Raw genomic sequence first — 22864 nt, 5'->3', positions numbered from 1 at the left:
TCGGCAGGGAATAGGCATTTCATGCGGTTCGGCTTTTCGATTTTGATCGCGGCAATGCTGCTCGCTGCTTGTGAGCGGCATGACGCCCCCGCCCTCGATCAACAACTGTATATCTGGCAACGCCAATGGACCCCGGCCCATGATGCTGCCCTGCGCGATAGCCGCGAGAGCTTCTCGACACTGCGTGTGCTGGCCTTGCAGGCATTCCCCAATGACGGCTGGCATCGGGCGCGTATCGATGCGCCGTTGCTCCAGCACGATGGCCGGCCTCTGATCGCGGTGATTCGCCTCGACTGTCAGCTCAAGGCGCTCGATCAGCAGCAGGTGAGCGCACAGATCCTTCAAATGCTGGCTGACTGGCAAGCGCAGGGGCTGACGGTGAGCGGGGTCGAGATCGATCATGACGCCGGTAATGCGCGTCTGCCGGCCTATACCGATTTCCTTGTGAATCTGCGTGGCGCATTGCCGGCCAACCTGCCGCTGAGCATCACTGCGTTGCCGGCCTGGCTCGACAGTCCGCAACTGCCGGCGCTGCTGGCCAGCGTCGACAGCAGTGTGCTGCAGGTGCATGCGGTCAGCGATCCGCGTCGTGGTCTGTTCGACCCCGAGAAGGCACGACGCTGGGCCAAGGCCTGGGGCCGGTTGACCGACAAACCGTTTTATCTGGCGCTGCCGGCCTATGGCGTAGCGCTGCTGCCGGATGCCGATGGAGCCCCGGTGGTGGAAAGTGAAGTGCCACTCGAGCGCGACGGGCAACGCCGTGAACTGCTCGCCGATCCGCAGCAACTGAGCGGACTGGCCAAAGACCTGCGCGAGGAGCGCCCGGAACATCTGGCCGGGCTGATCTGGTTTCGCCTGCCGCTGGCCAATGATCGTCGGGCCTGGAGCCTGACCACGTTGCGCGCCGTGGCCCGCGGCGATGCCTTGAGCAGCCAACTCGGCCTGACGTTCAACGACCACGATGGCCTGCAGGACATCACCCTGCGCAATGCCGGTAACCTCGACAGTGCCTGGCCCACGCGTATCACCGTCAAGGCCAGCGCTTGCGAAGGCGCCGATGCACTCGCCGGTTACTCGTTGCAACAGAGCGCGGATCTGCTTACCTTCACCCGCCTGCGCGACGGTCGTCTGCCGGCGGGCGGACAACGCGCCATCGGTTGGGCGCGCTGTGCATTTATTGATCAAGGAGGTTCGCATGTTGACCCGTAACTGGCCCCGCCATCTGCTCTGCCTGAGCCTCAGCCTGCCGCTGGGTTCGGCGTTGGCCTGCGGCCCGGACTTCCCGATGCGCCTGCTCGACAATCGCGGGCAAAGCCTGGCCGAACTGCCGGAGGGCAACTTCAACTTCGAGATCAGCCGCCTCGGCAAGACCATTGCCGGGCTGAAGAATGTCACGGCGGCGACGCACAATCCCGACGATATTTACGGTGACGCAAGCGAGCCTGCTGCGCTTCGTGAAAAAGCCGAGCAGGTCGGTCTGAGCGCCGAGCAACAGGCGCTGGTCAAGCAACTGCGTGGCCTGAGCGATGCGCGTCAGGTCGAGGCGCAGGGCGCCAGTCTGCCGGCGGAAATCCGTTTTTACGTGGCCGGCGCGGTGGCGTTCGCCACTGGCGATCATCCGCTGGCGATCGAATATTTCAACAAAGTGCTGGCACTGCCGGCCGATCAGCGTCCGCTGCGCAGCACCTGGGCGGCTTACTCCCTGGGTCGTGCCTGGTTTGCCATGAGTGCCGAGGCGGGCGATGTCATCGAAGTGCTGGAGGATGCGCGCGCGGCCTTCCGTCAGGCTCGACAACTGAGCATCGATGGCTTCAGCGACCCGCTGGAGCTGGGGGTTGCCAGCCTCGGCGAAGAGGCGCGGGTGCTGCGCAACGCCGGCGACTGGAGCGGCGCCATCGAACTGTACGAAGCGCAGAACCTGCACGGCTCGGCCGTGGGTTACACCTCGCTGAAACAACTGATGAATGAGCTGGCCGAACTGCCCGAACCGCAACTGGCCAAGTTGCTGGAGCGCAAAGCCGTGCAGCAACTGGTTACCGCTTCGTTGATCAGCCGCATGGGTTGGTCATTCGATGAGCAACCGCCGAACGAGAAGAAACTCATCAAGCTGCTGCAGGACAGCACCCATGGCAGCCTGGAAAACGCTGATCGACTGGCGGCGATGAACTATCAACAGGGTGATTACGCCAGCGCCAAGGCCTTCCTTGAAAACGCCGGTGACGGCGGACTGGCGTGGTGGCTGCGGGCCAAGCTGGCAGTGCGTGACGGCGATAAAAATGCCGCGGCTGCCGCCTACGCCAAAGCTGCGCAGGCTTTCCCGCAGAGCGAGGATTGGGGCTACCGGCGTACTCCGGACTGGGACTTCGAAATCGTCCAGCCGAAATGTCGGGTCGAGGGCGAAAGCGCGATTCTCGCGCTGCAACGCGGCGAGTACCTGCAAGCGTTCGTGCAGTTGTATCGCAGCAACAGCCTTTACTGGTTTGACGCGGCGACGGTGGCCGAGCGCGTGCTGACGGTCGAGGAACTCAAGCGCTATGTCGATGACAACGTGCCGGCGCCGCCGGCGCTGACCCAGCAGCAGCGCGACAACTACGTGCCGCTACCGGTTGCCGCCAGCCTGCGCAATCTGCTGGGGCGGCGCTTGCTGCGTGAAGGGCATTACGAGGAAGCGGTCGGCTATTTCGACAATCCCGATCTGCAGCACAAGGCCCGTCTGTACGGCGAGCAACGGATGAAGGCTGACGCTGCGTGGTGGCCGAGCAAACGCGCCAGCGCCTTGTACAACGCGGCGTGGACCGCGCGCGAATGGGGCATGGACATTCTCGGCTATGAGATGGCGCCGGACTACGCCACGTTTGGCGGCAACTACAGTCTGGAAAACACTGAGCTGAAAGTCGGGCCGCTGGTGGCCGAGGCTGAAGTGCAGCGCCAGAAGGCCAGCCAGGCGCAGCCGGACGAGCGTTATCACTACCGTTTTGTCGCCACCGCGCTGGCCAGCCGGGCCGCCGATAATTTGCCGCATACCAGTCAGGCGTTTGCTGCGGTGTTGTGCAATGCCGCCGGTTTCAACAGCAGCCTCGAAGAGCAGAGCGCGATCTATCGGCGTTACGTCAACGAAGGGCCGTACGTGCCGTGGGCGGTGGACTTTGGCAATCAGTGCCCGTACCCGGATTTCGAAAACGCCGACAAGCGTTACGTCACCCAAGTGACCGATGCCGCGCGCACGGCCCTGCGGCCTTACAAATGGCCGGTACAGATCGGCGCGATCGTGCTGGGGGTCGGCGTTGCATTGGCGCTGATCAGCCGGCGCCAACGCAAGTCCCGCAAACCCTAGGCCTGCTGGATAAACGTCAGGCGTACGGCGAAGCCGATCAGCAGGCTGCCGAACAGCCATTGCTGAACGCGTTGGGCGGTTGGACTGTGTTGCAGCCAACGGCCCAGCGCCGCGCCGGTCAGGGCGTAGGCGCTGTCGAACAGCAGCCCGACGGCTACCAGCAGCACGCCGAGGGTGGCAAATTGGGTCAGTACCGCTGCGCCGTCATTGACGATGAATTGTGGCAACAGCACCGAGCAGAACAGCAAGGCCTTGGGATTGAGCAGATTGGTCAGCAGGCCACGGCGAATCGCCTCGCGCCATTGTCCTTGGGTGTCAGTCACGGCAGCCGTATTCAGGTTCGGCAGCAAGCTGCTGCGCAGGCATTGAATGCCAATCCACAGCAGGTACGCCGCACCGGCCAGGCGCACCAGATCAAACGTCCACGGCGCTGCCTTGAACAGCGCCGCCAGACCCAATGCCGCCAATGCCACGTGACAGCCTCGGGCTATCGCCAGGCCCACGGCGGTCGCCAGTGCCGCGCCACGACCTTGGCGGGCGCCGGTTTGCAATAGCAGGATCATGTCCGGGCCGGGCAGCAGGAAGACCACCGCCAATGCCAGAAAAAACATCCAGATACTCGCCATGTCGCAGCCCTTTCGTTATCGATTCGGTGAGCAAAGTCTATGGCTGAAGGGCGGGGCAGGTGCTTGCGAAGTCAGCTTCAAAAAGCTTCGTTATTGGCATAACCTGCTTTCTTTTTGCGCCTTGACCATCGGGATCTGCCAAACATGAAACTTGACGCTTTCGATCGCAAAATTCTCGCCGCGCTACAGCGCAACGGCCGGCTGAGCAATGTCGAACTGGCAGACGAGATCGGCCTGTCGGCGTCTCCTTGCCTGCGCCGGGTGCGGATGCTGGAGGAAGCCGGGGTGATTCGTGGCTATCAGGCCAACCTCGATCGCGATGAAGTGGGGCTGGGGCTGACGGTGTTTGTCGGAGTCAAGGTCGAGCGCCACAACGATGAGCAGGCCGAAGCCTTTTACGCGGCGGTCACAGCGCTGCCGGAAGTGATCTCGGCGTTTCTGGTGTCGGGGGAGTCGGACTTTCTGTTGCAGGTGGTGGTGCCGGATCTGCGCGCGTATGACCGCTTTCTCAGCGGCTGCCTGCTGAAGCTGCCGGGGGTGAGCGACATTCGCAGCAACTTTGCGATTCACACGGTGAAGACCCCGGGGGCGTTGCCGTTGGGGCATCTGCCGCTGTAGATCGAGTCGTCTTGATCGCGAGCAGGCTCACTCCTACATTTGGGCGCATCCCCCCTGTAGGAGTGAGCCTGCTCGCGATAGCGGTCGTCAGGTCACCCAAACCTTTGCTGACTACATCTGCGTCGCCATCCCCTCGACATTCATCGCCGCCTGACGCAGCGCTTCGGAGCGGGTCGGGTGCGGATGGCAGGTCAGCGCGATGTCTTCGGCCGAGGCGCTGAACTCCATGGCCACGCAGTATTCACCGATCATTTCACTGACGCTCGGGCCGACCAGGTGCACGCCGAGGATTTCGTCCGTGCGTTCGTCGGCGAGAACCTTGGCGAAGCCTTCGGTCTCATGGTTGATCTTCGCCCGGCTGTTGGCGGTGAACGGAAACTTGCCGACCTTGTAGGCGCGACCTTCGGCCTTCAGTTGCTCCTCGGTCTTGCCGACGCTGGCCAGTTCCGGCCGGGTGTAGATGACGTTGGGAATCAAGTCGTAATTGACCTCGCCGGCCTTGCCGACGATCTGTTCCACGCAGGCCATCGCTTCGTCTTCGGCCTTGTGCGCGAGCATCGGCCCGGACGTTACGTCACCGATTACCCAGACGCCGGGGGCCTCGGTGCGGTGCTGGCGGTTGGCGAGCATGCCGCGCTTGTCGGTGCTCAGGCCGACGTTCTCCAGGCCCAGGCCTTTGGTGTACGGGCGCCGGCCGATCGAGACCAGCACGTAGTCGGCTTCGAGCAATTCAGCATTGCCACCGGCGGCGGGTTCAACGCTCAGTTGCACGCCGTTGGCCGAAGTCGTGGCGCTGGTGACCTTCGAGCTCAATTTGAAGCTGATGCCTTGCTTGCTCAGCGAACGCTGCAGGGTTTTGCCGGCCTCGCCATCAACACCCGGGCAGATGCGGTCGAGGTATTCGACCACCGTCACCTGGGCGCCGAGGCGGCGCCAGACCGAACCCAGCTCCAGGCCGATCACCCCGGCGCCGATCACCACCAGATGCTTGGGTACTTCACTCAGCGACAGCGCGCCCGTGGAGTCGAGGATGCGTTGATTGTCGATCTCGACGCCGGGCAGGGGCGTAGGCTCGGAGCCGGTGGCGATGATGATGTCCTTGGCGCCCAGCTCGGTTTTGTTGCCCTGCTCGTCGGTCACCGTGACTTTGCCCGGGCCGTCGATGTGGCCCCAGCCCTTGATCCAGTCGACCTTGTTCTTGCGAAACAGAAACTCGATGCCTTTGGTCAGGCCGCTCACGCTTTCGTCTTTCTGTTTCATCATTTGCGCGAGGTTGAGCGTGGGTTTGACCTCGATGCCGAGGTTGGCGAATTCCGCACCCATGGCCGCCTCGTACAGCTCCGAGGCGTGCAACAAGGCCTTGGACGGCATGCAACCGACGTTCAGGCAGGTGCCGCCGAGAGTGGCGCGGCCTTCCACGCACGCCGCCTTCAGGCCCAACTGGCCGGCGCGAATCGCCGCGTTATAACCGCCGGGGCCGCCGCCCAGAATGACCACGTCGTAGTTGCTCATGCTGTTGCTCCTCGTTGGGGATGCGGATCGCTAAAAGTAGTCGGTCGATAAAATTATGAGCGTAATATGTGCGCTTCCCGACATTTCGGTCAAGGCTTCAGGCAAGCGACAGGTCGCACATCTTTAGATAAGCGTATTTGTGTACAAATATTTCACGCTTTTCGTTATATCGTAACGATTAGACCGGTGAATCAATGGCTTTGAGGTGATATGCAAGTCGATCTGGATGTCGATGGCACGCAAGTGACCGAGTTGCCGCGCTTTCAACAAGCGGCCACACAGGGGCGACGCTTGCGTCGTCTGGCCATCGGCCTCGGCGGATTGGCCGGGGCAGGGTGGGTGCTGGCGTTGTTTGTCGAGCTGTTTGCCGCGCAATCGATATGGCCGGCATTGCTGGTGAATCTGGGCGCGGCGTTGCTGGTGCTGGTCGCCGGTTTGCAGTCGGCGTGGTGGGTGACGCAATGGCGCGCACGGGTCATGTACCCAATGGCGCAGGAACCGCTGAACGAGGTCGAGCAAACCGCACCTGATGGCTGGTACGAACGATTGCTGGAGCGTTTGAGTCAGCGCGGTTTGCACCTGCTCGGTCAGATTGGTGCGGCCACGTTGTGGCTGGGCGGCTGGTCAGTGCTGGTGGTGCTCGCCATCGGGCAGGTGTGGAGTCCGACGTTGCCGGCCGCTGCGGTCGGGTTGTCGGCCACGGTGGGCGCGGCGCTGATGTTGCTGCTGGGTTTCGGCTTGCTGGTGCTGGAGCGGCAACTGGCTCAGGAAAACCCGGCGCAATGGCCGGAAGCCGGATCGCTTGCGCAACTGGCGCGGGTGGCGATCATCAGTCTGGTGCTGGGTGCGTTGTGCCTGCTGTTCGCCAGCGAGGCTTCGGTGTGGCCAGTACGGCTTGCGGTGTTGATAGGGATCTTGCCGGGATTGGTTGCGATCGAGTTGCTATTGCGCGCAGTTCTGTCGGTGTTCAGCCCTCGTCGCGAGCAGCTCGAACCGACCCTGCTGGCGCGCAGTTTTGTTGCCGATATGCTGCGTTGGCCACCGCAGCCGTTGCTCGCCTTGCAGCACGAATTGCACAACCGTTTCGGCATCGATCTGCGCCAGATCTGGGCGTTCAGTTACATGCGCCGGGCCTTTCTGCCGGTGCTGGCGCTGGTTGCTGCGATCGGTTGGCTGCTGACCGGTATCCAAGAAATTCCGCTGCAGGGGCGCGGTATCTACGAGCGCTTCGGCAAACCGGTGCAAGTGTTCGGCCCCGGATTGCATGCCGGTCTGCCGTGGCCATTGGGCCGTGTATTGAGCGTCGAGAATGGCGTGGTGCACGAGTTGGCAACCAGCGTCGGCGATGCTCCCGCGCCAACCCAGGCTGAGCCTGCCGAAGGCCCGGCGCCGATGACCGCCAACCGCTTGTGGGATGCCAGCCACGTCAACGACAAATCCCAAGTGATCGCCAGCAGCCGTGGCGATCAGCAGAGCTTTCAGATCGTCAACATGGACGTGCGCTTCGTCTATCGCATCGGCCTGCGGGATCAGGACGCCTTGGCGGCAACCTACAACAATGCCGATGTGCCGACGCTGATCCGCAGTACCGCGAGCCGGATTCTGGTGCACGATTTTGCCTCGCGCACCCTCGACGGTTTGCTCGGTGCCGACCGGGTAGGGCTGGGCGAAGAAATCGGTCGTGCGGTGCAAGGTGATCTACAGAAACTCGACAGCGGTGTGGAGATTCTCGCCACCGTGGTCGAAGCGATTCATCCACCCGCCGGTGCAGCCAATGCTTATCACGACGTACAGGCGGCGCAGATCGGCGCGCAGGCGTTGATCTCCCGTGAGCGCGGCGCTGCGGCAGAAGTCAGTAATCAGGCGCAATTGCAGGCCAGCCTCGCTCGCGATCAGGCCAGTGCCAGCGCCCGTGAAATCAATGCGGCGGCGCAGGCGGCAGATCTGAAGTTCAGCGCTGAGCAGAAAGCCTATGCCAGCGCCGGCCAGGCGTTCGTGCTCGAGCAATATCTGAGTCAGCTCAGCCTCGGCTTGAGCAAGGCCAAACTGTTGGTACTCGACCACCGTCTAGGCGGCAGCAGCAATGCGCCGACCATCGATTTGCGTACATTCACACTGCCGGCTGATCCGACGCCTGCGCGCACCACCGCTCAACCAGGAGTTGCCCATTGAGCCAGTCGCACACTCACGATTCGCATGACCACAGCGGCCACGATCACGGCCACGCCGGGCATCACCATCATCATGGGCATCATCACCACGATGCTCCGGAAGAGGCGGGGCCGTTCCCGTGGCGGCGCATGGGCTGGGCGTTGTTGCTGGTGGGGTTTGCCATCGCGGCGGCAAGCCTGGTCCAGGTGCGTTCGGGCGAGGCCACGGTCATCACCCGTTTCGGTAATCCGTCTCGAGTGTTGCTTGAGCCGGGTTTGAGCTGGCGCTGGCCGGCACCGTTCGAAGCGGCGATCCCGGTGGATCTGCGTCTGCGTACCACCTCGAGTGGTTTGCAGGATGTTGGCACCCGCGATGGCTTGCGCATCATCGTTCAGGCTTACGTGGCGTGGCAGGTGCAGGGTGACCCGGACAATGTGCAGCGTTTCATGCGCGCGGTGCAGAACCAGCCGGACGAAGCGGCGCGACAGATTCGCACCTTTGTCGGCTCGGCGCTGGAAACCACCGCCAGCAGTTTCGACTTGGCGGATCTGGTGAATACTGATGCCAGCAAAGTGCGTATTGCCGATTTCGAAGCGCAACTGCGTCAGCAGATCGACCAGCAGTTGCTGGCCACCTACGGCGTGCGCGTGGTGCAAGTGGGCATCGAACGCCTGACCTTGCCGTCGGTGACGCTCACGGCCACGGTCGACCGGATGCGCGCCGAGCGTGAAACAATCGCCACCGAACGCACCGCCATTGGCAAGCGTGAGGCTGCGCAGATTCGCTCGGCCGCCGAGCGCGATGCACGAATTGTCCAGGCCGATGCCACGGTGGAGGCCGCAGAAATCGAAGCACAGTCGCGGGTCGAAGCCGCGCAAATCTATGGTCGTGCGTACGCTGGCTCACCGCAGCTGTACAACCTGCTGCGCTCACTGGATACCCTTGGCACCATCGTGACGCCGGACACCAAGCTGATCCTGCGCACCGACGCTGCGCCATTCCGCGTGCTGGTGGACGGCCCGCCGACTGTTGAAAACAAATCCGGATCGCAGCCATGAGTGATGAAGTTCCACGTGGAACACATTCGTTGAGCAGTCCGTGGATTCAGGCCGGACGCTTGGCTTTTTTCGCCTTGTACGCAGTGACGGTATTGGCTGCGTTGGCGTGGGCATTTTCCAATGTGCGGCAGATTGATCCACAGAATCGCGCGGTGGTGTTGCACTTCGGCGCACTGCAGCGCATCCAGAATGCCGGGCTGTTACTGGCCTGGCCGCAGCCGTTCGAGCAGGTGGTTTTGCTGCCGGCAGCTGATCGGGTCATCGAGCGCCGAGTGGAAAACCTGCTGCGCAGCAGTGAGGCGATCAAGGCTGATCGTGTGGCGACCTTCGCCACACCGCTGAGTGATGCGCTGGCCGGTTCCGGCTATTTGCTCACCGGCGACGCCGGCGTGGTGCAACTGGATGTGCGGGTGTTCTACAAAGTCAGCGATCCCTATGACTTCGTACTGCAGGGTGATCATGTGCTGCCAGCACTGGATCGGCTGGTCACCCGCAGCGCGGTGGCCCTGACCGCCGCCCGGGATCTGGACACGATTCTGGTCGCGCGGCCCGAGTTGATCAGTGTCGATAATCAGGCCGCCGAGCGACGCGAGCGTCTGCGCGGTGATTTGGTGCAAGGCATCAACCAGCGTCTGGCTGAGTTGAAGGCGAGTGGGCAGGGCATCGGCATCGAAGTGGCGCGGGTCGACGTGCAGTCGAGTCTGCCGGATCCGGCGGTCAGCGCTTTCAATGCGGTATTGACCGCCAGTCAGCAGGCCGACAAAGCCGTCGCCAATGCACGCACCGAAGCGGAAAAACTCACCCAGACCGCGAATGAGCAAGCCGACCGTACCCTGCAAGTGGCTCATGCCCAGGCCGGTGAGCGGTTGGCGAAAGCCTCTGCCGACACCGCCACGGTGATGAGCCTGGCCAAGGCGCAACAACAGGGTACCGATCCGCAGATGCTCCTGCGGCTGTACCGCGAACGCATGCCGAAGATTCTTGGTCAGGCTGGTTCAGTGACCACGGTCGATCCGAAAGACGATTCCCGCCTGATCATTCAGGGAGCCAGTAAATGACTGCGACCACTGCTGCACCGAGCCTGTTGTCCTCGGCCGAACAGCGCCGCGCGGCACGGCAATTGACCCTGGCGATGCTTGCCCTTGGCTTGCTCGGCCTCGGTCTGATCTGGCGTTGGTTGATGCCGGAGCAAACCGGGGTCAGTCAGTTGCTGCTGGGTTTCGCTTCCTTATTGGTGGCGGTGCCGGTGATGCGTTCGGCGTGGTACAGCCTGCGTTATCCGAGTCTGCACGGCATTACTGATCAACTGATTGCCCTGGCGATGCTCGGCGCATGGGCGACCGGCGATCTGCTGACGGCTGCGTTGCTGCCGATCATCATGATCTTCGGCCACGTGCTGGAAGAGCGCAGTGTGATCGGCTCGCAGGAAGCGATTTACGCCCTCGGCCAATTGACTCGCAGTCACGCCCGCAAGATTCAAGCGGACGGCTCGATCATCGAAGTCGATAACGGCCTGCTGAAACCCGGTGACACTGTAGAGGTACGCGCGGGCGATCGGGTGCCGGCGGATGGCCGGGTGTTGTTCGGTCAGGCCAGCCTCGACACCGCGTCGATCACCGGCGAGTCGGTGCCAGTGGAAACGGCGGTGGGCATGACGGTGTTCGGTGGCGCGATCAACCTCGACGGCTTGCTGCGCGTTGAGGTGACCCGCACCGGCGATCAGTCGACGCTGGGCAAAGTCATCGCGCTGATGCAGAACGCCGAACGCTCGAAACCGCCGATCACTCGTCTGCTTGAACGCTATGCCGGCAGCTACATGCTGCTGGTGTTGCTGTTGGCGGCGGTGACCTGGTTTGTCACCAATGACGCGCAAGCGATGCTCGCGGTGCTGGTTGCGGCCTGTCCCTGCGCCTTGGTGCTGTCGGCACCGGCCACGGCGATTGCCGGAGTGGCGGTGGCGGCGCGCCACGGCATTCTGATTCGCAGCTCGGCGTTCCTTGAGGAGCTGGCAGATCTCACATCACTGGTGGTCGACAAGACCGGCACCCTGACTTACGGCACCTTGCGTTTGCAATCGATCAGCAGCCCGCGCCTGGATCAGGCTTCGGTGATGGCATTGGCGGCCAGTCTCGGCGCCGCCAGCAGTCACCCGGTCAGCCGTGCGTTGGCGGGGTTGGTCAATCAGGAGCAGAGCCTGCCGCTGACTGATATCCACGAGCGTCAGGGGCTCGGGGTGGTCGCCATGACCGGGCAGGGCGAGGCGGCACTGGGCCGTCCCGAACTGTTCGCGCAACTGGGCATTGTCACCACCACCGTTCCCGAGCACGACGGGCCGATTGCCGGATTGGCACTGAACGGCGAGTTTGTCGCCTGGTTGCTGCTGGCCGATAGCGTCAAACCGGAAGCGCGCTTTGCCCTCGCTGAATTGCGCGAGCTCGGCCTGGGTCGCCAGTTGCTGCTGACCGGCGACCGCCAGAGTGTCGCGCAGACCCTGGCCCGTGAGGTCGGCCTGCAAGAGCTGCAAGCGCAGGCGCTGCCCGAGGACAAGCTCAACCGCGTGCTCAAGGAAATCGACAACGGCTTCCGGCCGATGGTGGTGGGCGACGGCATCAATGATTCGCTGGCGCTCAAGGCTGGTGTGGTCGGTGTCGCGATGGGCGCCGGCGGTGCTGACATTGCGCTGGCCTCGGCGGACATCGTGCTGATCGGCAGCGATCTGCGTCGCCTCGGCACCTGTGTGCGACTCAGTCGCCAGTGCCGCCGAACCTTGCAGGTCAACGTGATCATCGGTCTGGGCTGGACCCTGGCAATCGTGGTGTTTGCGGCATTCGGCTGGCTCGGCGCGGCCGGAGCGATGATCGCCGCGCTGCTGCACAACCTCAGTACGTTGCTGGTGTTGGGCAATGCCGGGCGACTGCTGCGGTTTCAGGAGCCATTGCTCAAGCTCAAGGATGATCGCTGAAGTGTGGTTCAGCGAACTGTGCGCCGAATAGGCAGTCATCTATATAGAGGGCGCACACTTCATTGCCGTTACCTGGGCTTAAACAGTGGGTGCATGAGGGCATGATGGAGCGTCTGGAACGATAGTCTCGGCTAATTAAATCGATAGCCTGCTATTTTTCAAGGATGGTCTACCCTCAGATCTGACGTCTGAAACAAGGGGGGATTTTCCATGCTCGCGCAACTTCCACCGGCCTTACAGAATCTGCAGCTTCCGCTTCGCTTGCGACTCTGGGATGGCCATGAGTTCAATCTGGGGCCGACGCCCAGCGTCACCATCGTGGTCAAGGACCCGACGATGGTCACCCAGTTCACCCATCCAAGTCTCGACGCGCTGGGGGCGGCGTTTGTCGAAGGCAGGCTGGAACTGGAGGGCTCGATCAGCGAGGTCATTCGGGTCTGCGACGAATTGAGCAGCGCCTTGCTCAATGACGATGAGGACGCTCAGCCGGTGCGTTCGGTGCACGACAAGGAAACCGACGCCAAAGCCATTTCCTATCACTACGACCTGTCCAACGAGTTCTATCAGCTGTGGCTGGACAGCGACATGGCCTATTCCTGCGCCTATTTCGAAACCGGCAGCGAAACCCTGGAACAGGCGCAGCGAGCCAAGTTCCGCCATCTGTGTCGCAAGCTGCGTTTGCAGCCGGGTGATTACCTGCTGGATGTCGGTTGTGGCTGGGGTGGTCTGGCGCGTTACGCGGCGCGTGAATTCGGCGCCAAAGTGTTCGGCATCACCTTGAGCAAGGAACAGCTGGAACTGGCCCGTGAGCGCGTAAAAGCCGAGGGTCTGGAAGATCAGGTTGAACTGCAATTGCTCGACTACCGCGACCTGCCGCAGGACGGGCGTTTCGACAAGGTGGTCAGCGTCGGCATGTTCGAACACGTCGGCCACGCCAACCTCGCCGAGTACTGCAAGGTCTTGTTCGGCGCGGTGAAGGAGGGCGGTCTGGTGATGAACCACGGCATCACCGCCAAACACACCGACGGCCGTCCGGTAGGCCGCGGTGCCGGCGACTTCATCGAGAAATACGTGTTCCCCAACGGTGAGCTGCCGCACTTGGCGATGATCTCAGCCGAGATCAGCGAAGCCGGGCTGGAGATCGTCGACGTCGAAAGCCTGCGCCTGCATTACGCGCGCACGCTGGATCACTGGAGCGAGCGTCTTGAGGACAATCTCGAAGCGGCCGGAAAACTGGTGCCGGATCAGGCGCTGCGCATCTGGCGCCTGTATCTGGCCGGGTGTGCCTATGCGTTCGCCCGGGGCTGGATCAATCTGCATCAGATTCTAGCGGTGAAAGCGCATCCGGATGGCAGCCATGAACTGCCCTGGACCCGCGACGATATTTACCACCCCTGAGGCCTGACGACCGTTCGCTCATTCGAGCGAGCGGCCGGTCAAAGAATCGGTGAAATAAGCCGGGCGATCCGCATGCCGAGCTGTTGCAGGCGGTGGATCTCCCGGCTTTCTTCTTTGGCGACTTCATAAGCCTGCTCGAAATCATCGTTGAGCATGTGTTCCACGTGCGCGGCGAATTCGCTATCAACGGTCAGCAGCATCACTTCGAAATTCAGCCGAAACGAGCGGTTGTCCAGATTGGCGCTACCGATGGCGCTGATTTCGCTGTCGATCAACACCACTTTCTGATGCAGGAACCCCGGCTCGTAGCGGAACACCCGCACGCCGGCGCGCACAGCTTCAAACGCATACAAGCTGGAAGCGGCGTAGACGATGCGGTGATCTGGACGCGATGGCAGCAGCAGGCGCACGTCGACGCCGCGCAGCACCGCCAGACGCAACGCGGCGAACACGGCTTCATCGGGAATGAAGTACGGGCTGGTGATCCACACTCGCTCGGTTGCGGCATGGATCGCTTCGACAAAGAACAGCGAACAGGTTTCGTAGGCATCGGCCGGGCCGCTCGCCAGCAACTGGCAGAGCACGCCGTCCTCCGGGTAAACATCCGGCAGGATCAGTGGCGGCAACGTCCGTGCGGCCCAGAACCAATCCTCGGCAAACGACTCCTGCATGCAGGCAACTACCGGCCCGCGCACCTGCACGTGGGTATCGCGCCAGGGCGCCAGCGGCGGTTTCTCGCCCAGGTATTCATCACCGACGTTGTGCCCGCCGACAAAGCCGAGCACGCCATCGACCACGACGATTTTGCGGTGGTTGCGGAAATTCACCTGGAAGCGATTGAGCCAGCCACTGCGTGTGGCGAAGGCTTTGACCTCGACACCGCCATCGCGCAACGCCTGCACGTAACTGTGGGGCAGGGCGTGGCTGCCGATGCGGTCGTAGAGCAGATGAATCGCCACGCCTTCGGCGGCTTTCTTCAGCAACAGGTCGCGCAGGCGCTGACCGAGGCGGTCGTCATGGATGATGAAAAACTGCACCAGTACTGCTTCGCGCGCTTCATCAATGGCCTGGAAAATCGCCTCGAAGGTCGCGTGGCCATTCACCAGCAGTTGCACCTGGTTGTTCGCCAGGCACGGCATCCGCCCAAGTTTGGGCATGGCGCGTAGCGAGGCGTAGGCCTTCGAGGCGCGGGCGGTGAGGGCTTCTTCGACCCACGGGCGCCAGTTCAACTCGGAGATCGCTTGGCGCATCTGTTCGTTGGCCTGACGGCGCGCCTTGATATAGCCGTCGAAGGTGCTGCGACCGAAAACCAGATAAGGGATGAGCGTCAGGTAGGGAATGAAAATAAGCGACAATGCCCAGGCGATCGAGCCTTGAGCGGTGCGTACGGTGAGCACCGCGTGGATCGCGGCGATCAAGCCGAGGCTATGTATCAGGGCGATCAGATAACCGAAAATATGCGGTCCAAAATAATCCATGGGGCAGCCTTGCTCCTGAAGACTCAATGCGTAACAGACCATGTTCCGAGGTGAATGTCGCTATTTAATTGGTGCATGAACCGAAGCAATCGGCCGACGTCTAACGGCCACTACTGATCAGGAGTTTTTCGATGAACGTTCGTCTGCTGGGTTTGGCGCTGGGCCTGGGTTTGGCAATGCCGGTGGTTGCGCAGGCGCAAATGCTGCAGCCGGGGCTGTGGGAAATGACCTCGAGCAACGTCAAGGTCGATGACCAGCCCATGGATGTGCAATCGATCCTCGGCCAGTTGCAAGGTCAGATGACCCCGCAACAGCGTGCGGCGCTGGAGAAAAACGGGATCAACATCGGCGGTAAAGGCATTCGTGCTTGCCTGACGCCGCAGCAGGTGGCGACCAATGATATTCCGCTGGCCGATCCGCAGTCGGGCTGCAAACAGCAGATCACCGAGCGCACCGGCAACCAGTGGAAATTCCGCTTCAGTTGCCCGAAAGCGCAAGGCACGGGTGTCGCGACGTTCCTGAGTGATCGTGAGTTCACCACTGTGGCCAACGGCACGTTCAACGCCATCGGCATCAACCAGAAGGGCAGTCTGGAAACCCGTGCGGTGTGGTTGGGTCAGGATTGCGGTACCGTGAAGCCAAGAGCTTAAAAGCTTCGCGAGCAAGCCCGCTCCCACAGGCACAAGATGATTCCTGTGGGAGCGGGCTTGCTCGCGAAGGCGTCTTGGTTGTCACCGCATAAATCGCAGCGCCAGCCCCTGACATCCTTCGTTGATACGCTGTTCCCGCCAGGCAATCTGCCCCGACACCAACGTGGTATTCACCCGATAGCGAAAAGTCCTGTCAGCAAAAGGCGTCCATCCGCACTGCGACAGAATCGGTTGCCGCGACACTTCTAACGCCGCTGGCTCAACCAGCACCAGATCCGCCCAATACCCCTCGCGCAAATAACCCCGATCCGGAATCGCAAACAGATCCGCCACCCGATGGCTGGTCTTTGCCACCAAGGTGGTGATCGGCAGCACGCCATCGGCGACCAGCTCCAGCAGTGCCGGCAGGGCATGTTGCACCAGCGGCAAACCGGACGGCGCCTCGGCGTACGGGCGCTGTTTTTCCGCCCAGGTATGCGGTGCGTGATCGCTGCCGATCACATCCAGTCGATTGCTCAGTAACGCTGCGCGCAAGGCGTCACGGTCGGTTTGGGTCTTGATCGCCGGATTGCACTTGATCAGGTTGCCGAGGGATGGATAGTCGCGGTCATCAAACAGCAGATGATGCAGGCAGACTTCAGCGCTGATGTGTTTCTGGGCGAGCGGCTTGTCCTCGAACAACTCGAGTTCGCGAGCGGTGGTCAGGTGCAAGACATGCAGGCGGGTACCGTGACGTTTCGCCAGTTCCACTGCCAGCGAAGAGGAGCGGTAGCAAGCCTCGGCATCGCGAATCAGTGCATGGATATTCGCCGGCAAGTGTTCGCCGAGGCGTTCGCGCAGGCGTGCTGCATTGGCCTCGATGCTCGGCGTGTGTTCGCAATGCGCCAGCAGTATCGTCGGCGCCTCGGCGAATAAACGCTCGAGCGTTCTCGGATCGTCCACCAACATGTTGCCGGTGGACGCACCCATGAACACTTTGACCCCGGCCACTTCGCAGGGGTTGAGCGCGGCGACGGTGTCGAGGTTGTCCTGACTGACGCCAAAGTGAAAGCCGTAGTTGGCCACGGAGTTAATCGCCGCCCGACGCTTTTTATCCGCCAGCGCTTCGAGGGTGAGGGTGGCCGGCTGGGTGTTGGGCATGTCCATGAAACTGGTGATGCCGCCTGCCACCGCCGCACGCGACTCGGTGTGGATGCAGCCCTTGGCCGGCGCTCCCGGTTCGCGAAAATGCACCTGATCATCAATCATCCCCGGCAACAGCCATTGGCCATTGGCGTCGATTTCCACACGGGCATTTTCACCGTCGATGCTGCGCGCGATCTTGACGATGCGGCCATGGCTGACCAGCAGATCACCGTCGAACTCGCGTCCTTCATTGACCAGTCTGGCGTTGCGAATCAGCACGCTGCTCATGGTTCAGAACTCGTTCTGCAAGGCTTTGTAGCCGCGCACCAGATCGACGTTGGTGCGGGCCACGTCTTCGGAAAATTCCGAGGCGCTGACACTCACTGGCGGGAACTGCGAAAGGTCGGTGTGGGGGCCGATACGGGTGGTGGAGGGCACGTAGAACGCGTCCGGCAAATCGCGGCCATCGACCACCGAGTTGTGCCGCACCACGCAGCCATCACCGACCACGCAATTGAACAGCACGCTGTTGAAGCCGATGAACACCCGGTCGCCGACCACGCACGGGCCATGCACGATCGACCGGTGAGCGATCGAGGTGAACTCGCCGATGGTCACCGCAGCGCCGGATTTGGAATGGATCACCACGCCGTCCTGAATGTTCGAATTGGCGCCGATGGTGATCGGCTCCATCGTGCCCGAAGCGTCTACTTCATCGGCGCGTATCACCGCGTAGGGACCGACGAAGACGTTCTCGCCAATGACCACCTTGCCACAGATGATCGCGGTTTTATCGACGTAGGCCGACTTGGCAATGTGCGGCAGATCGCCGGAAGGATTTTTGCGGATCATGGCTGGCTCAGTGCGTCATAAAGGGTGTTGAGGTTGTATTCGAACAGTCCGGTAAAGGTACTGGCCGGGCCACTGGCGGCGAGGGCATCGGAGTACAGGGTGCCGCCGATGTGTGCGCCGCTTTCCTCGGCGATCTGCTTGAGCAGGCGTGCGTCCTTGATGTTTTCCATGAACACCGCTTTGACCTTGGCCTGACGGATCTGGGTGATCAGCGCGGCGACTTCGGCAGCCGAAGGTTCACGCTCGGTGGACAGACCTTGCGGCGCCATGAAGTCGATGCCGTAGGCCTGACCGAGATAACCGAAGGCATCGTGGCTGGTGACGATCTTGCGATTGCCCGGTGGCAGCGAGCCGAGCTTGGCCTTGGCTTCGGCGAGCAGGGTGTAGATCTGTTTCAGGTAGGTCTGGCTGTTGCGTTGGTAATCGGCCTTGTTCGCCGGATCGGCGGCGATCAGCGCCTTGGTGATGTTGGCGATGTACAGCTCGGTGTTTGCCAGGTTGTGCCAGGCGTGCGGGTCGGGAATGGTCTCGCCGTCTTCCTCCAGCGAGCGTGGTATCACGCCATGACTGGCGCTGATGACGGGGGATTTGGTCTCGGTGCTGGTCACCAGGCGATCTAGCCAAGGCTCGAAACCGAGGCCGTTCTTGATGATCAGTTTGGCTTTGAGCAGCGCTTTCGCGTCGTCCGGTGTCGGTTCATAGGTGTGCGCGTCGGCGTCCGGGCCGACCATGTTGGTGATCTGGACATGCTCGCCACCCACCTGGTGAACCATGTCGGCGAGGATGCTGAAGCTGGTGACCACCGGTAATTTTTCCGCCGCCGACAACGACATCGACAGCATCAGGCTGAACAACACGAGTAGAGCGCGCATCGGGAAACACCTCATTGGGATGTGAGCAAAGGCGGGCGGCGTAGCAAACCGTGTACCGGTCCGAACACCACGGACAGCAGATAACCAATGCCGGCGACCAGCACGATCGCCGGACCACTGGGCAGCGAGTAGTAGAACGAGATCAGCAATCCGCACCACACCGAGAGGCAGCCGATAAGCGCCGAGATGGCAATCAGGCTCGCCAGGCGACGGCTCCAGAACCGTGAAGCGGCGGCGGGCAGCATCATCAGACCAACCACCATCAAGGCGCCGATGGCCTGGAAACCGATCACCAGATTGAGCACCACCAAGGTCAGGAACACGCCGTGAGCGAGAGGGCCGAGGCGGCTGACGGTTTGCAGGAATAACGGGTCGAGGGTGTCGAGCAGCAGCGGTCTGTAGATGACTGCCAAGGCGATCAGGCTGAGGGCCGAGACCCATAACATGCCGTTGAGGGTCGGGCCGTCGACGGCGAGCGCCGAGCCGAACAGCAAGTGCAGCAGGTCGAGACGCTTGCCGGCGATGCCAAGAATCAGCACGCCACTGGCGAGTGAGATCGGGTAGATCGCTGCGAGACTGGCGTCTTCGCGCAGGCCAGTGCGACGGGTAATCCAGGCGGCTAGTCCGGCCATGCTCAGGCCGGCACCCAGACCACCGAGGGTCAGCGCAGGCAGACTCAGACCGGCGAACCAGAAGCCCAATGCCGCGCCGGGAAGGATGCCGTGGGCGACGGCGTCACCGATCAGGCTCATGCGTCGCAGGATCAGAAACACACCGAGCGGCGCTGTGCTACAGGCCAATACCAGTCCGCCGAGCAGCGCTCGGCGCATGAACACGAACTCGCTGAACGGGTGCCAGAGGTGGGCGACGGTGAGCATCAGGCCACCTGCATATTGGGTGTTTGCTGGATTAGTTCGGCACTGGGGCCGAACACGCATTCGCGGTTTTTGATCAACAGGGTCTGCGGGATGTGTTGACGGACGGCGGCGAGGTCATGGCAGACCATCAAGAGTGTCCGTCCTTCGGAGTGCCAACCGTGGATGTGCTGCCAAAGCAATTGCTGACCCAGTTCATCGAGCGCGGCATGGGGCTCGTCGAGGAGCAGCAATGGGGCGTCGGTCAGACTCAAGCGGGCGAGCAGGGCGCGTTGCAATTCGCCACCGGAAAGAGCCATCAGCGGACGTTTTTCCAATCCGCTCAAGTGCCAGTTTTCCAAGGCGTCGACGAGTCGTTGCGTGCGCAGTTGCGTCGACAGTCGACGGCCCCAGAAACCCGCAGCCACCAGCTCTTCGAGGCTGATGGGGAACTGTCGGTCGAGGTGTTGCTGTTGCGGCAGGAACGCCAAACCGCCCTGACGTGGAACACCCAGTGCGACCTTTCCCGATAACGGCTTCTGCAATCCGGCGATGACTTTCAGCAGGCTGCTTTTACCGCAGCCGTTGGCGCCGATGATGGCGCTGAGGCTGCCGTGTTCCAGCGAGAGGGTCAGTGGCGAAGTCAGTGGTTGGCCGGGTGCGCCCCAACTCAGGGTGTGGCAACGGATCATGCGAGTTCTCTGTGCCAGTGGCTTTCAGCGACAGCGTCGTGGGCGTGCAGGCTTTCGGCGTGGATCACTCGCAGGTGGAAGCCACTGACGCCGGGAGAGCGACGCAGGGCCAGATTAAGTCGTCGCGCAGCGTCTTCGCAGAACATCAGGTTCTGTCCATTGGCCAGAGCGAAGGCTTGTTCGTCGGCGCGTTTCACAGCGGTTTGTACGGCGGTGCCGAGCGCCGCTTCGGCGTCATTGATGATTGCGCTCAGGGGTAGCTCATCGATGAATCCGTCGAGATGCATATGCAATTGCGCGGTGCTGCGTTGGCTGTGCGGGGTGGCGACAATGCCTTGGCTTGATCCTAGCCAGGCCAAAACTTCGGCATGTTGCAGTGGCTTGTTGGCGAAATCATCGATGAATTGCTGTTGAATCAACTGCCGCGCCAACGCTGCTGAGCAAGGGCAAGTTGAGGAGTAGGGCACTTCTATTTTCAGTTCCACGTGGAACACTTTGTTTTTCAGGCTCGCAGAAATGCTCACTGGGTAGCTCTTCCAACCAGCCAGAGGGCTGACTAACGCGGGCCTTTTCAGCAACACTTCGCAGTGAATATTCAGGTAGGCGCTGTTGGATAAGCCGTCATGGCTGGCCAGAAAGTCCTCGAGTACTTCGCGCAATCTGGCAGGTGAGAGGTTGTGCCGTTCCAGTGCTGCCAGTGCCAAATACAGACGTGACATGTGGATGCCGCGCGCCTCGCCATCGTCGAGGCTGACGCCCGCATCAGCCTTCGCATTCAGGCGTTGGCCCTCCAGCAAAACGGGTAACGCAATGCCGCGCATTCCCACCCACTCGAGCGGCAGTGCTTGTCGAGCGGCTTGCGTGGCGATATCCGGAAGTGTCAGCGAATTCATGTTCGGGACCATCGTGTTGATTGAATTGAATGTTACATTATAACAATTCAAATCACGATGCCTTTTTCATGAACGGGTTTTCATATGCACCGACGTCATCTGCTCAACCTACTTCTGGCCAGCACGGCTTTGGCTTTTCCCTTCACTGTTTCGGCTACGCAAATTCGCAATGCGCGCCTCTGGCGTTCGGATGACAAACTGAGATTGGTTTTCGACCTCAGCGGTCCGGTACGCTACAAAACCTTTTCGCTGAGCGCTCCAGAACGTTTGATTATCGATCTTTCCGGGGCAAGTTTGAGTGGCGATTTCAGTCAATTGGCGCTGGCTGATACCGCGATTCGTGCCATTCGTTCAGGGCACTTTGGTCAGGGTGACACACGGATCGTTCTTGATTTGAACAATCCAGTGTTTCTCAACAGCTTCCTTTTGGCGCCTCAAGATGGCCAGGGACACCGCTTGGTGCTTGATCTGGTAAACGCCAAACCGGTATCTAGCCAGGCAATGGTTCCACGTGAAACACCTTCGAATCTGGCTCACCCCAAGCGCGACATCATCGTCGTCGTTGATCCCGGACACGGCGGGAAAGACCCAGGTGCAGTCGGCGCCAAGGGTGAGCGGGAAAAGGATGTGGTGCTCTCCATCGCGCAATTGCTCGCCAAACGCCTGAAAAAGGAGAAAGGCTTCGACGTCAAACTGGTGCGCAATGACGACTTCTTCGTGCCGCTTCGCAAGCGTGTGGACATCGCTCGTCAGCACAAGGCCGACATGTTTATCTCGGTGCACGCCGACGCGGCACCGCGTCTGACGGCGTCGGGAGCGTCGGTATATTGCCTGTCCGAAGGTGGTGCGACGTCAGCTACTGCACGCTTCATGGCACAGCGGGAGAACGGCGCGGATCTGCTGGGTGCGACCAGTCTGCTCAATCTCAAGGACAAGGATCCGATGCTCGCCGGGGTTATCCTCGACATGTCGATGAACGCTACCATCGCCGCCAGTTTGCAACTCGGCAGCACCGTTCTCGGCAGTCTGGCAGGCATTACCACACTGCATCAAAAGCGCGTGGAGCAGGCAGGATTTGCCGTGTTGAAGTCGCCGGACGTGCCGTCGATTCTGGTGGAAACCGGCTTCATTTCCAACGCCCGCGACAGCCAGCGACTGGTCACGCCTCGACATCAGCAAGCCGTGGCGGATGGTTTGTTCGAAGGGCTGCAGCGTTACTTTCAGAAGAATCCACCGGTCGACAGCTACATCGCCTGGCAGCAGGGGCAGCAAAAAACGCGGGTTTAGCAGCCGGTGATCCGACTGCAGGTGAACTTGGCGCTACTGCCGCCAGAGCTGGAAAAGCGATTGATCGTCGTCCAGCCGACGCGACGGGTGTAACCAACCCAGGTTTCCCCGTCAGAGGCGATCCCGGTGAAGAACGTCAGTTGGCCGAAGCGACTGTTGGTCTGTGCCCAGTAGCGCTTGCCGTCTTTTTCAAAGCCACGCAGGTAAATCGTGTTGCCCACGGTGTTCACGCTGTAGGCATTGCCATGTGCATCAATGCAGGCCAGCAGATTCGCACTGCGTGTGCAGTTGGCGAGCGCGGGAATTTGCCCCCAGGCGTTGGCGCCCGACAGCAACGCGAGACTCAGCAGCGAGCATTTCAGGGCATCTTTCATCGCGGTTCCCGATGGGCGGATTGCGTACAGCTTCTTGCTCTTTAGCGTTTCGGACAAGAGCAGGACTGGCTTATTTATATTGTTATACTATAACATAAAATTGAATTGAGCCTGAGCTCGCCGATTTC

Annotated in this window: 20 protein-coding genes; 10 read left to right on the top strand and 10 right to left on the bottom strand. The window is 61.4% G+C overall.

Annotated elements, in window-relative coordinates; all coding sequences use genetic code 11:
• Window positions 1–21: 21 nt before the first annotated feature.
• Together CKW11_RS12790 and CKW11_RS12785 are read left to right on the top strand one after the other, a co-directional pair.
• Window positions 22–1209 (top strand): DUF3142 domain-containing protein, encoded by a 1188-nt coding sequence (locus CKW11_RS12790; RefSeq protein ID WP_095137789.1) that lies wholly within the window; start codon window positions 22–24, stop codon window positions 1207–1209.
• On the top strand, window positions 1196–3334 hold the full coding sequence (locus tag CKW11_RS12785) for a hypothetical protein (protein ID WP_095137788.1): 2139 nt from the start codon (window positions 1196–1198) through the stop codon (window positions 3332–3334). The genes CKW11_RS12790 and CKW11_RS12785 overlap by 14 nt, the downstream gene beginning before the upstream one ends.
• On the opposite strand, the gene CKW11_RS12780 is transcribed toward CKW11_RS12785, so the two are convergent.
• Complete coding sequence (locus CKW11_RS12780; protein WP_095137787.1) at window positions 3331–3960, bottom strand: LysE family translocator; 630 nt, start codon at window positions 3958–3960, stop codon at window positions 3331–3333. The two genes, CKW11_RS12785 and CKW11_RS12780, sit on opposite strands and share 4 nt — an antisense overlap.
• Before the next feature lie 144 nt (window positions 3961–4104).
• On the opposite strand from CKW11_RS12780, the gene CKW11_RS12775 reads away from it, so the two are divergent.
• Complete coding sequence (locus tag CKW11_RS12775; protein ID WP_007960832.1) at window positions 4105–4578, top strand: Lrp/AsnC family transcriptional regulator; 474 nt, start codon at window positions 4105–4107, stop codon at window positions 4576–4578.
• A 111-nt stretch (window positions 4579–4689) separates the two neighbouring features.
• On the opposite strand, the gene lpdA is transcribed toward CKW11_RS12775, so the two are convergent.
• Window positions 4690–6090 (bottom strand): dihydrolipoyl dehydrogenase, encoded by a 1401-nt coding sequence (gene lpdA, locus CKW11_RS12770; protein WP_095137786.1) that lies wholly within the window; start codon window positions 6088–6090, stop codon window positions 4690–4692.
• 210 nt (window positions 6091–6300) lie between these two features.
• Here lpdA and hflK (CKW11_RS12765) point away from each other — a divergent pair, with 210 nt between their 5' ends.
• From hflK (CKW11_RS12765) to cfaB, 5 genes are all read left to right on the top strand, one after another.
• Window positions 6301–8262, top strand: a complete 1962-nt coding sequence (hflK, locus tag CKW11_RS12765; protein ID WP_095137785.1) for a protease modulator HflK — start codon at window positions 6301–6303, stop codon at window positions 8260–8262.
• Window positions 8259–9299, top strand: a complete 1041-nt coding sequence (gene hflC / locus CKW11_RS12760; protein WP_095137784.1) for a protease modulator HflC — start codon at window positions 8259–8261, stop codon at window positions 9297–9299. Before hflK (CKW11_RS12765) ends, hflC begins: the two co-directional genes overlap by 4 nt.
• The gene (gene hflK, locus CKW11_RS12755; RefSeq protein ID WP_095137783.1) at window positions 9296–10357 is read left to right on the top strand and encodes a protease modulator HflK; all 1062 of its coding nucleotides are present in this window, start codon (window positions 9296–9298) and stop codon (window positions 10355–10357) included. Before hflC ends, hflK (CKW11_RS12755) begins: the two co-directional genes overlap by 4 nt.
• Window positions 10354–12261 carry a heavy metal translocating P-type ATPase gene (locus tag CKW11_RS12750; RefSeq protein ID WP_095137782.1) on the top strand — a complete coding sequence of 636 codons (1908 nt, stop codon included), beginning with the start codon at window positions 10354–10356 and terminating at the stop codon, window positions 12259–12261. The genes hflK (CKW11_RS12755) and CKW11_RS12750 overlap by 4 nt, the downstream gene beginning before the upstream one ends.
• 210 nt (window positions 12262–12471) lie before the next feature.
• On the top strand, window positions 12472–13659 hold the full coding sequence (gene cfaB, locus CKW11_RS12745) for a C17 cyclopropane fatty acid synthase CfaB (RefSeq protein WP_095137781.1): 1188 nt from the start codon (window positions 12472–12474) through the stop codon (window positions 13657–13659).
• A 38-nt stretch (window positions 13660–13697) separates the two neighbouring features.
• Here the strand turns inward: cfaB and cls are convergent, their stop codons facing one another.
• Window positions 13698–15137 (bottom strand): cardiolipin synthase, encoded by a 1440-nt coding sequence (gene cls, locus CKW11_RS12740; RefSeq protein ID WP_095137780.1) that lies wholly within the window; start codon window positions 15135–15137, stop codon window positions 13698–13700.
• Between the two features lie 131 nt (window positions 15138–15268).
• Here cls and CKW11_RS12735 point away from each other — a divergent pair, with 131 nt between their 5' ends.
• Window positions 15269–15787 carry a DUF3617 domain-containing protein gene (locus tag CKW11_RS12735; protein WP_027610324.1) on the top strand — a complete coding sequence of 173 codons (519 nt, stop codon included), beginning with the start codon at window positions 15269–15271 and terminating at the stop codon, window positions 15785–15787.
• 81 nt (window positions 15788–15868) lie between these two features.
• Here the strand turns inward: CKW11_RS12735 and CKW11_RS12730 are convergent, their stop codons facing one another.
• From CKW11_RS12730 to folE2, 6 genes are read right to left on the bottom strand one after another with little or no spacing between them, the layout of a single operon-like run.
• A complete protein-coding gene (locus CKW11_RS12730) occupies window positions 15869–17200 on the bottom strand; it encodes a dihydroorotase (protein ID WP_095137779.1) in 1332 nt (443 codons plus the stop codon).
• A 3-nt stretch (window positions 17201–17203) separates the two neighbouring features.
• Window positions 17204–17764, bottom strand: a complete 561-nt coding sequence (locus CKW11_RS12725) for a DapH/DapD/GlmU-related protein (protein WP_095137778.1) — start codon at window positions 17762–17764, stop codon at window positions 17204–17206.
• Entirely contained in the window at window positions 17761–18636 is an 876-nt protein-coding gene (locus tag CKW11_RS12720) for a metal ABC transporter substrate-binding protein (protein ID WP_095137777.1), read from the bottom strand. Before CKW11_RS12720 ends, CKW11_RS12725 begins: the two co-directional genes overlap by 4 nt.
• An 11-nt stretch (window positions 18637–18647) precedes the next feature.
• Window positions 18648–19514: a metal ABC transporter permease gene (locus tag CKW11_RS12715; protein WP_095137776.1), complete on the bottom strand. Its 867-nt coding sequence runs from the start codon at window positions 19512–19514 to the stop codon at window positions 18648–18650.
• Window positions 19514–20182, bottom strand: coding sequence for a metal ABC transporter ATP-binding protein (locus tag CKW11_RS12710; RefSeq protein ID WP_095137775.1), 669 nt, complete (start codon window positions 20180–20182; stop codon window positions 19514–19516). The genes CKW11_RS12715 and CKW11_RS12710 overlap by 1 nt, the downstream gene beginning before the upstream one ends.
• On the bottom strand, window positions 20179–21075 hold the full coding sequence (gene folE2 / locus CKW11_RS12705; protein WP_095137774.1) for a GTP cyclohydrolase FolE2: 897 nt from the start codon (window positions 21073–21075) through the stop codon (window positions 20179–20181). Before folE2 ends, CKW11_RS12710 begins: the two co-directional genes overlap by 4 nt.
• An 84-nt stretch (window positions 21076–21159) precedes the next feature.
• Here folE2 and CKW11_RS12700 point away from each other — a divergent pair, with 84 nt between their 5' ends.
• Entirely contained in the window at window positions 21160–22362 is a 1203-nt protein-coding gene (locus CKW11_RS12700; protein ID WP_095137773.1) for an N-acetylmuramoyl-L-alanine amidase, read from the top strand.
• Here the strand turns inward: CKW11_RS12700 and CKW11_RS12695 are convergent.
• Complete coding sequence (locus CKW11_RS12695) at window positions 22359–22736, bottom strand: glutamine synthetase (protein WP_095137772.1); 378 nt, start codon at window positions 22734–22736, stop codon at window positions 22359–22361. The two genes, CKW11_RS12700 and CKW11_RS12695, sit on opposite strands and share 4 nt — an antisense overlap.
• Between the last annotated feature and the right edge of the window lie 128 nt (window positions 22737–22864).

This window comes from Pseudomonas sp. Irchel s3a10 (assembly GCF_900187525.1).
Lineage (GTDB): Bacteria > Pseudomonadota > Gammaproteobacteria > Pseudomonadales > Pseudomonadaceae > Aquipseudomonas > Aquipseudomonas koreensis_G.
This window is presented reverse-complemented; position numbering and strand designations above follow the sequence as displayed.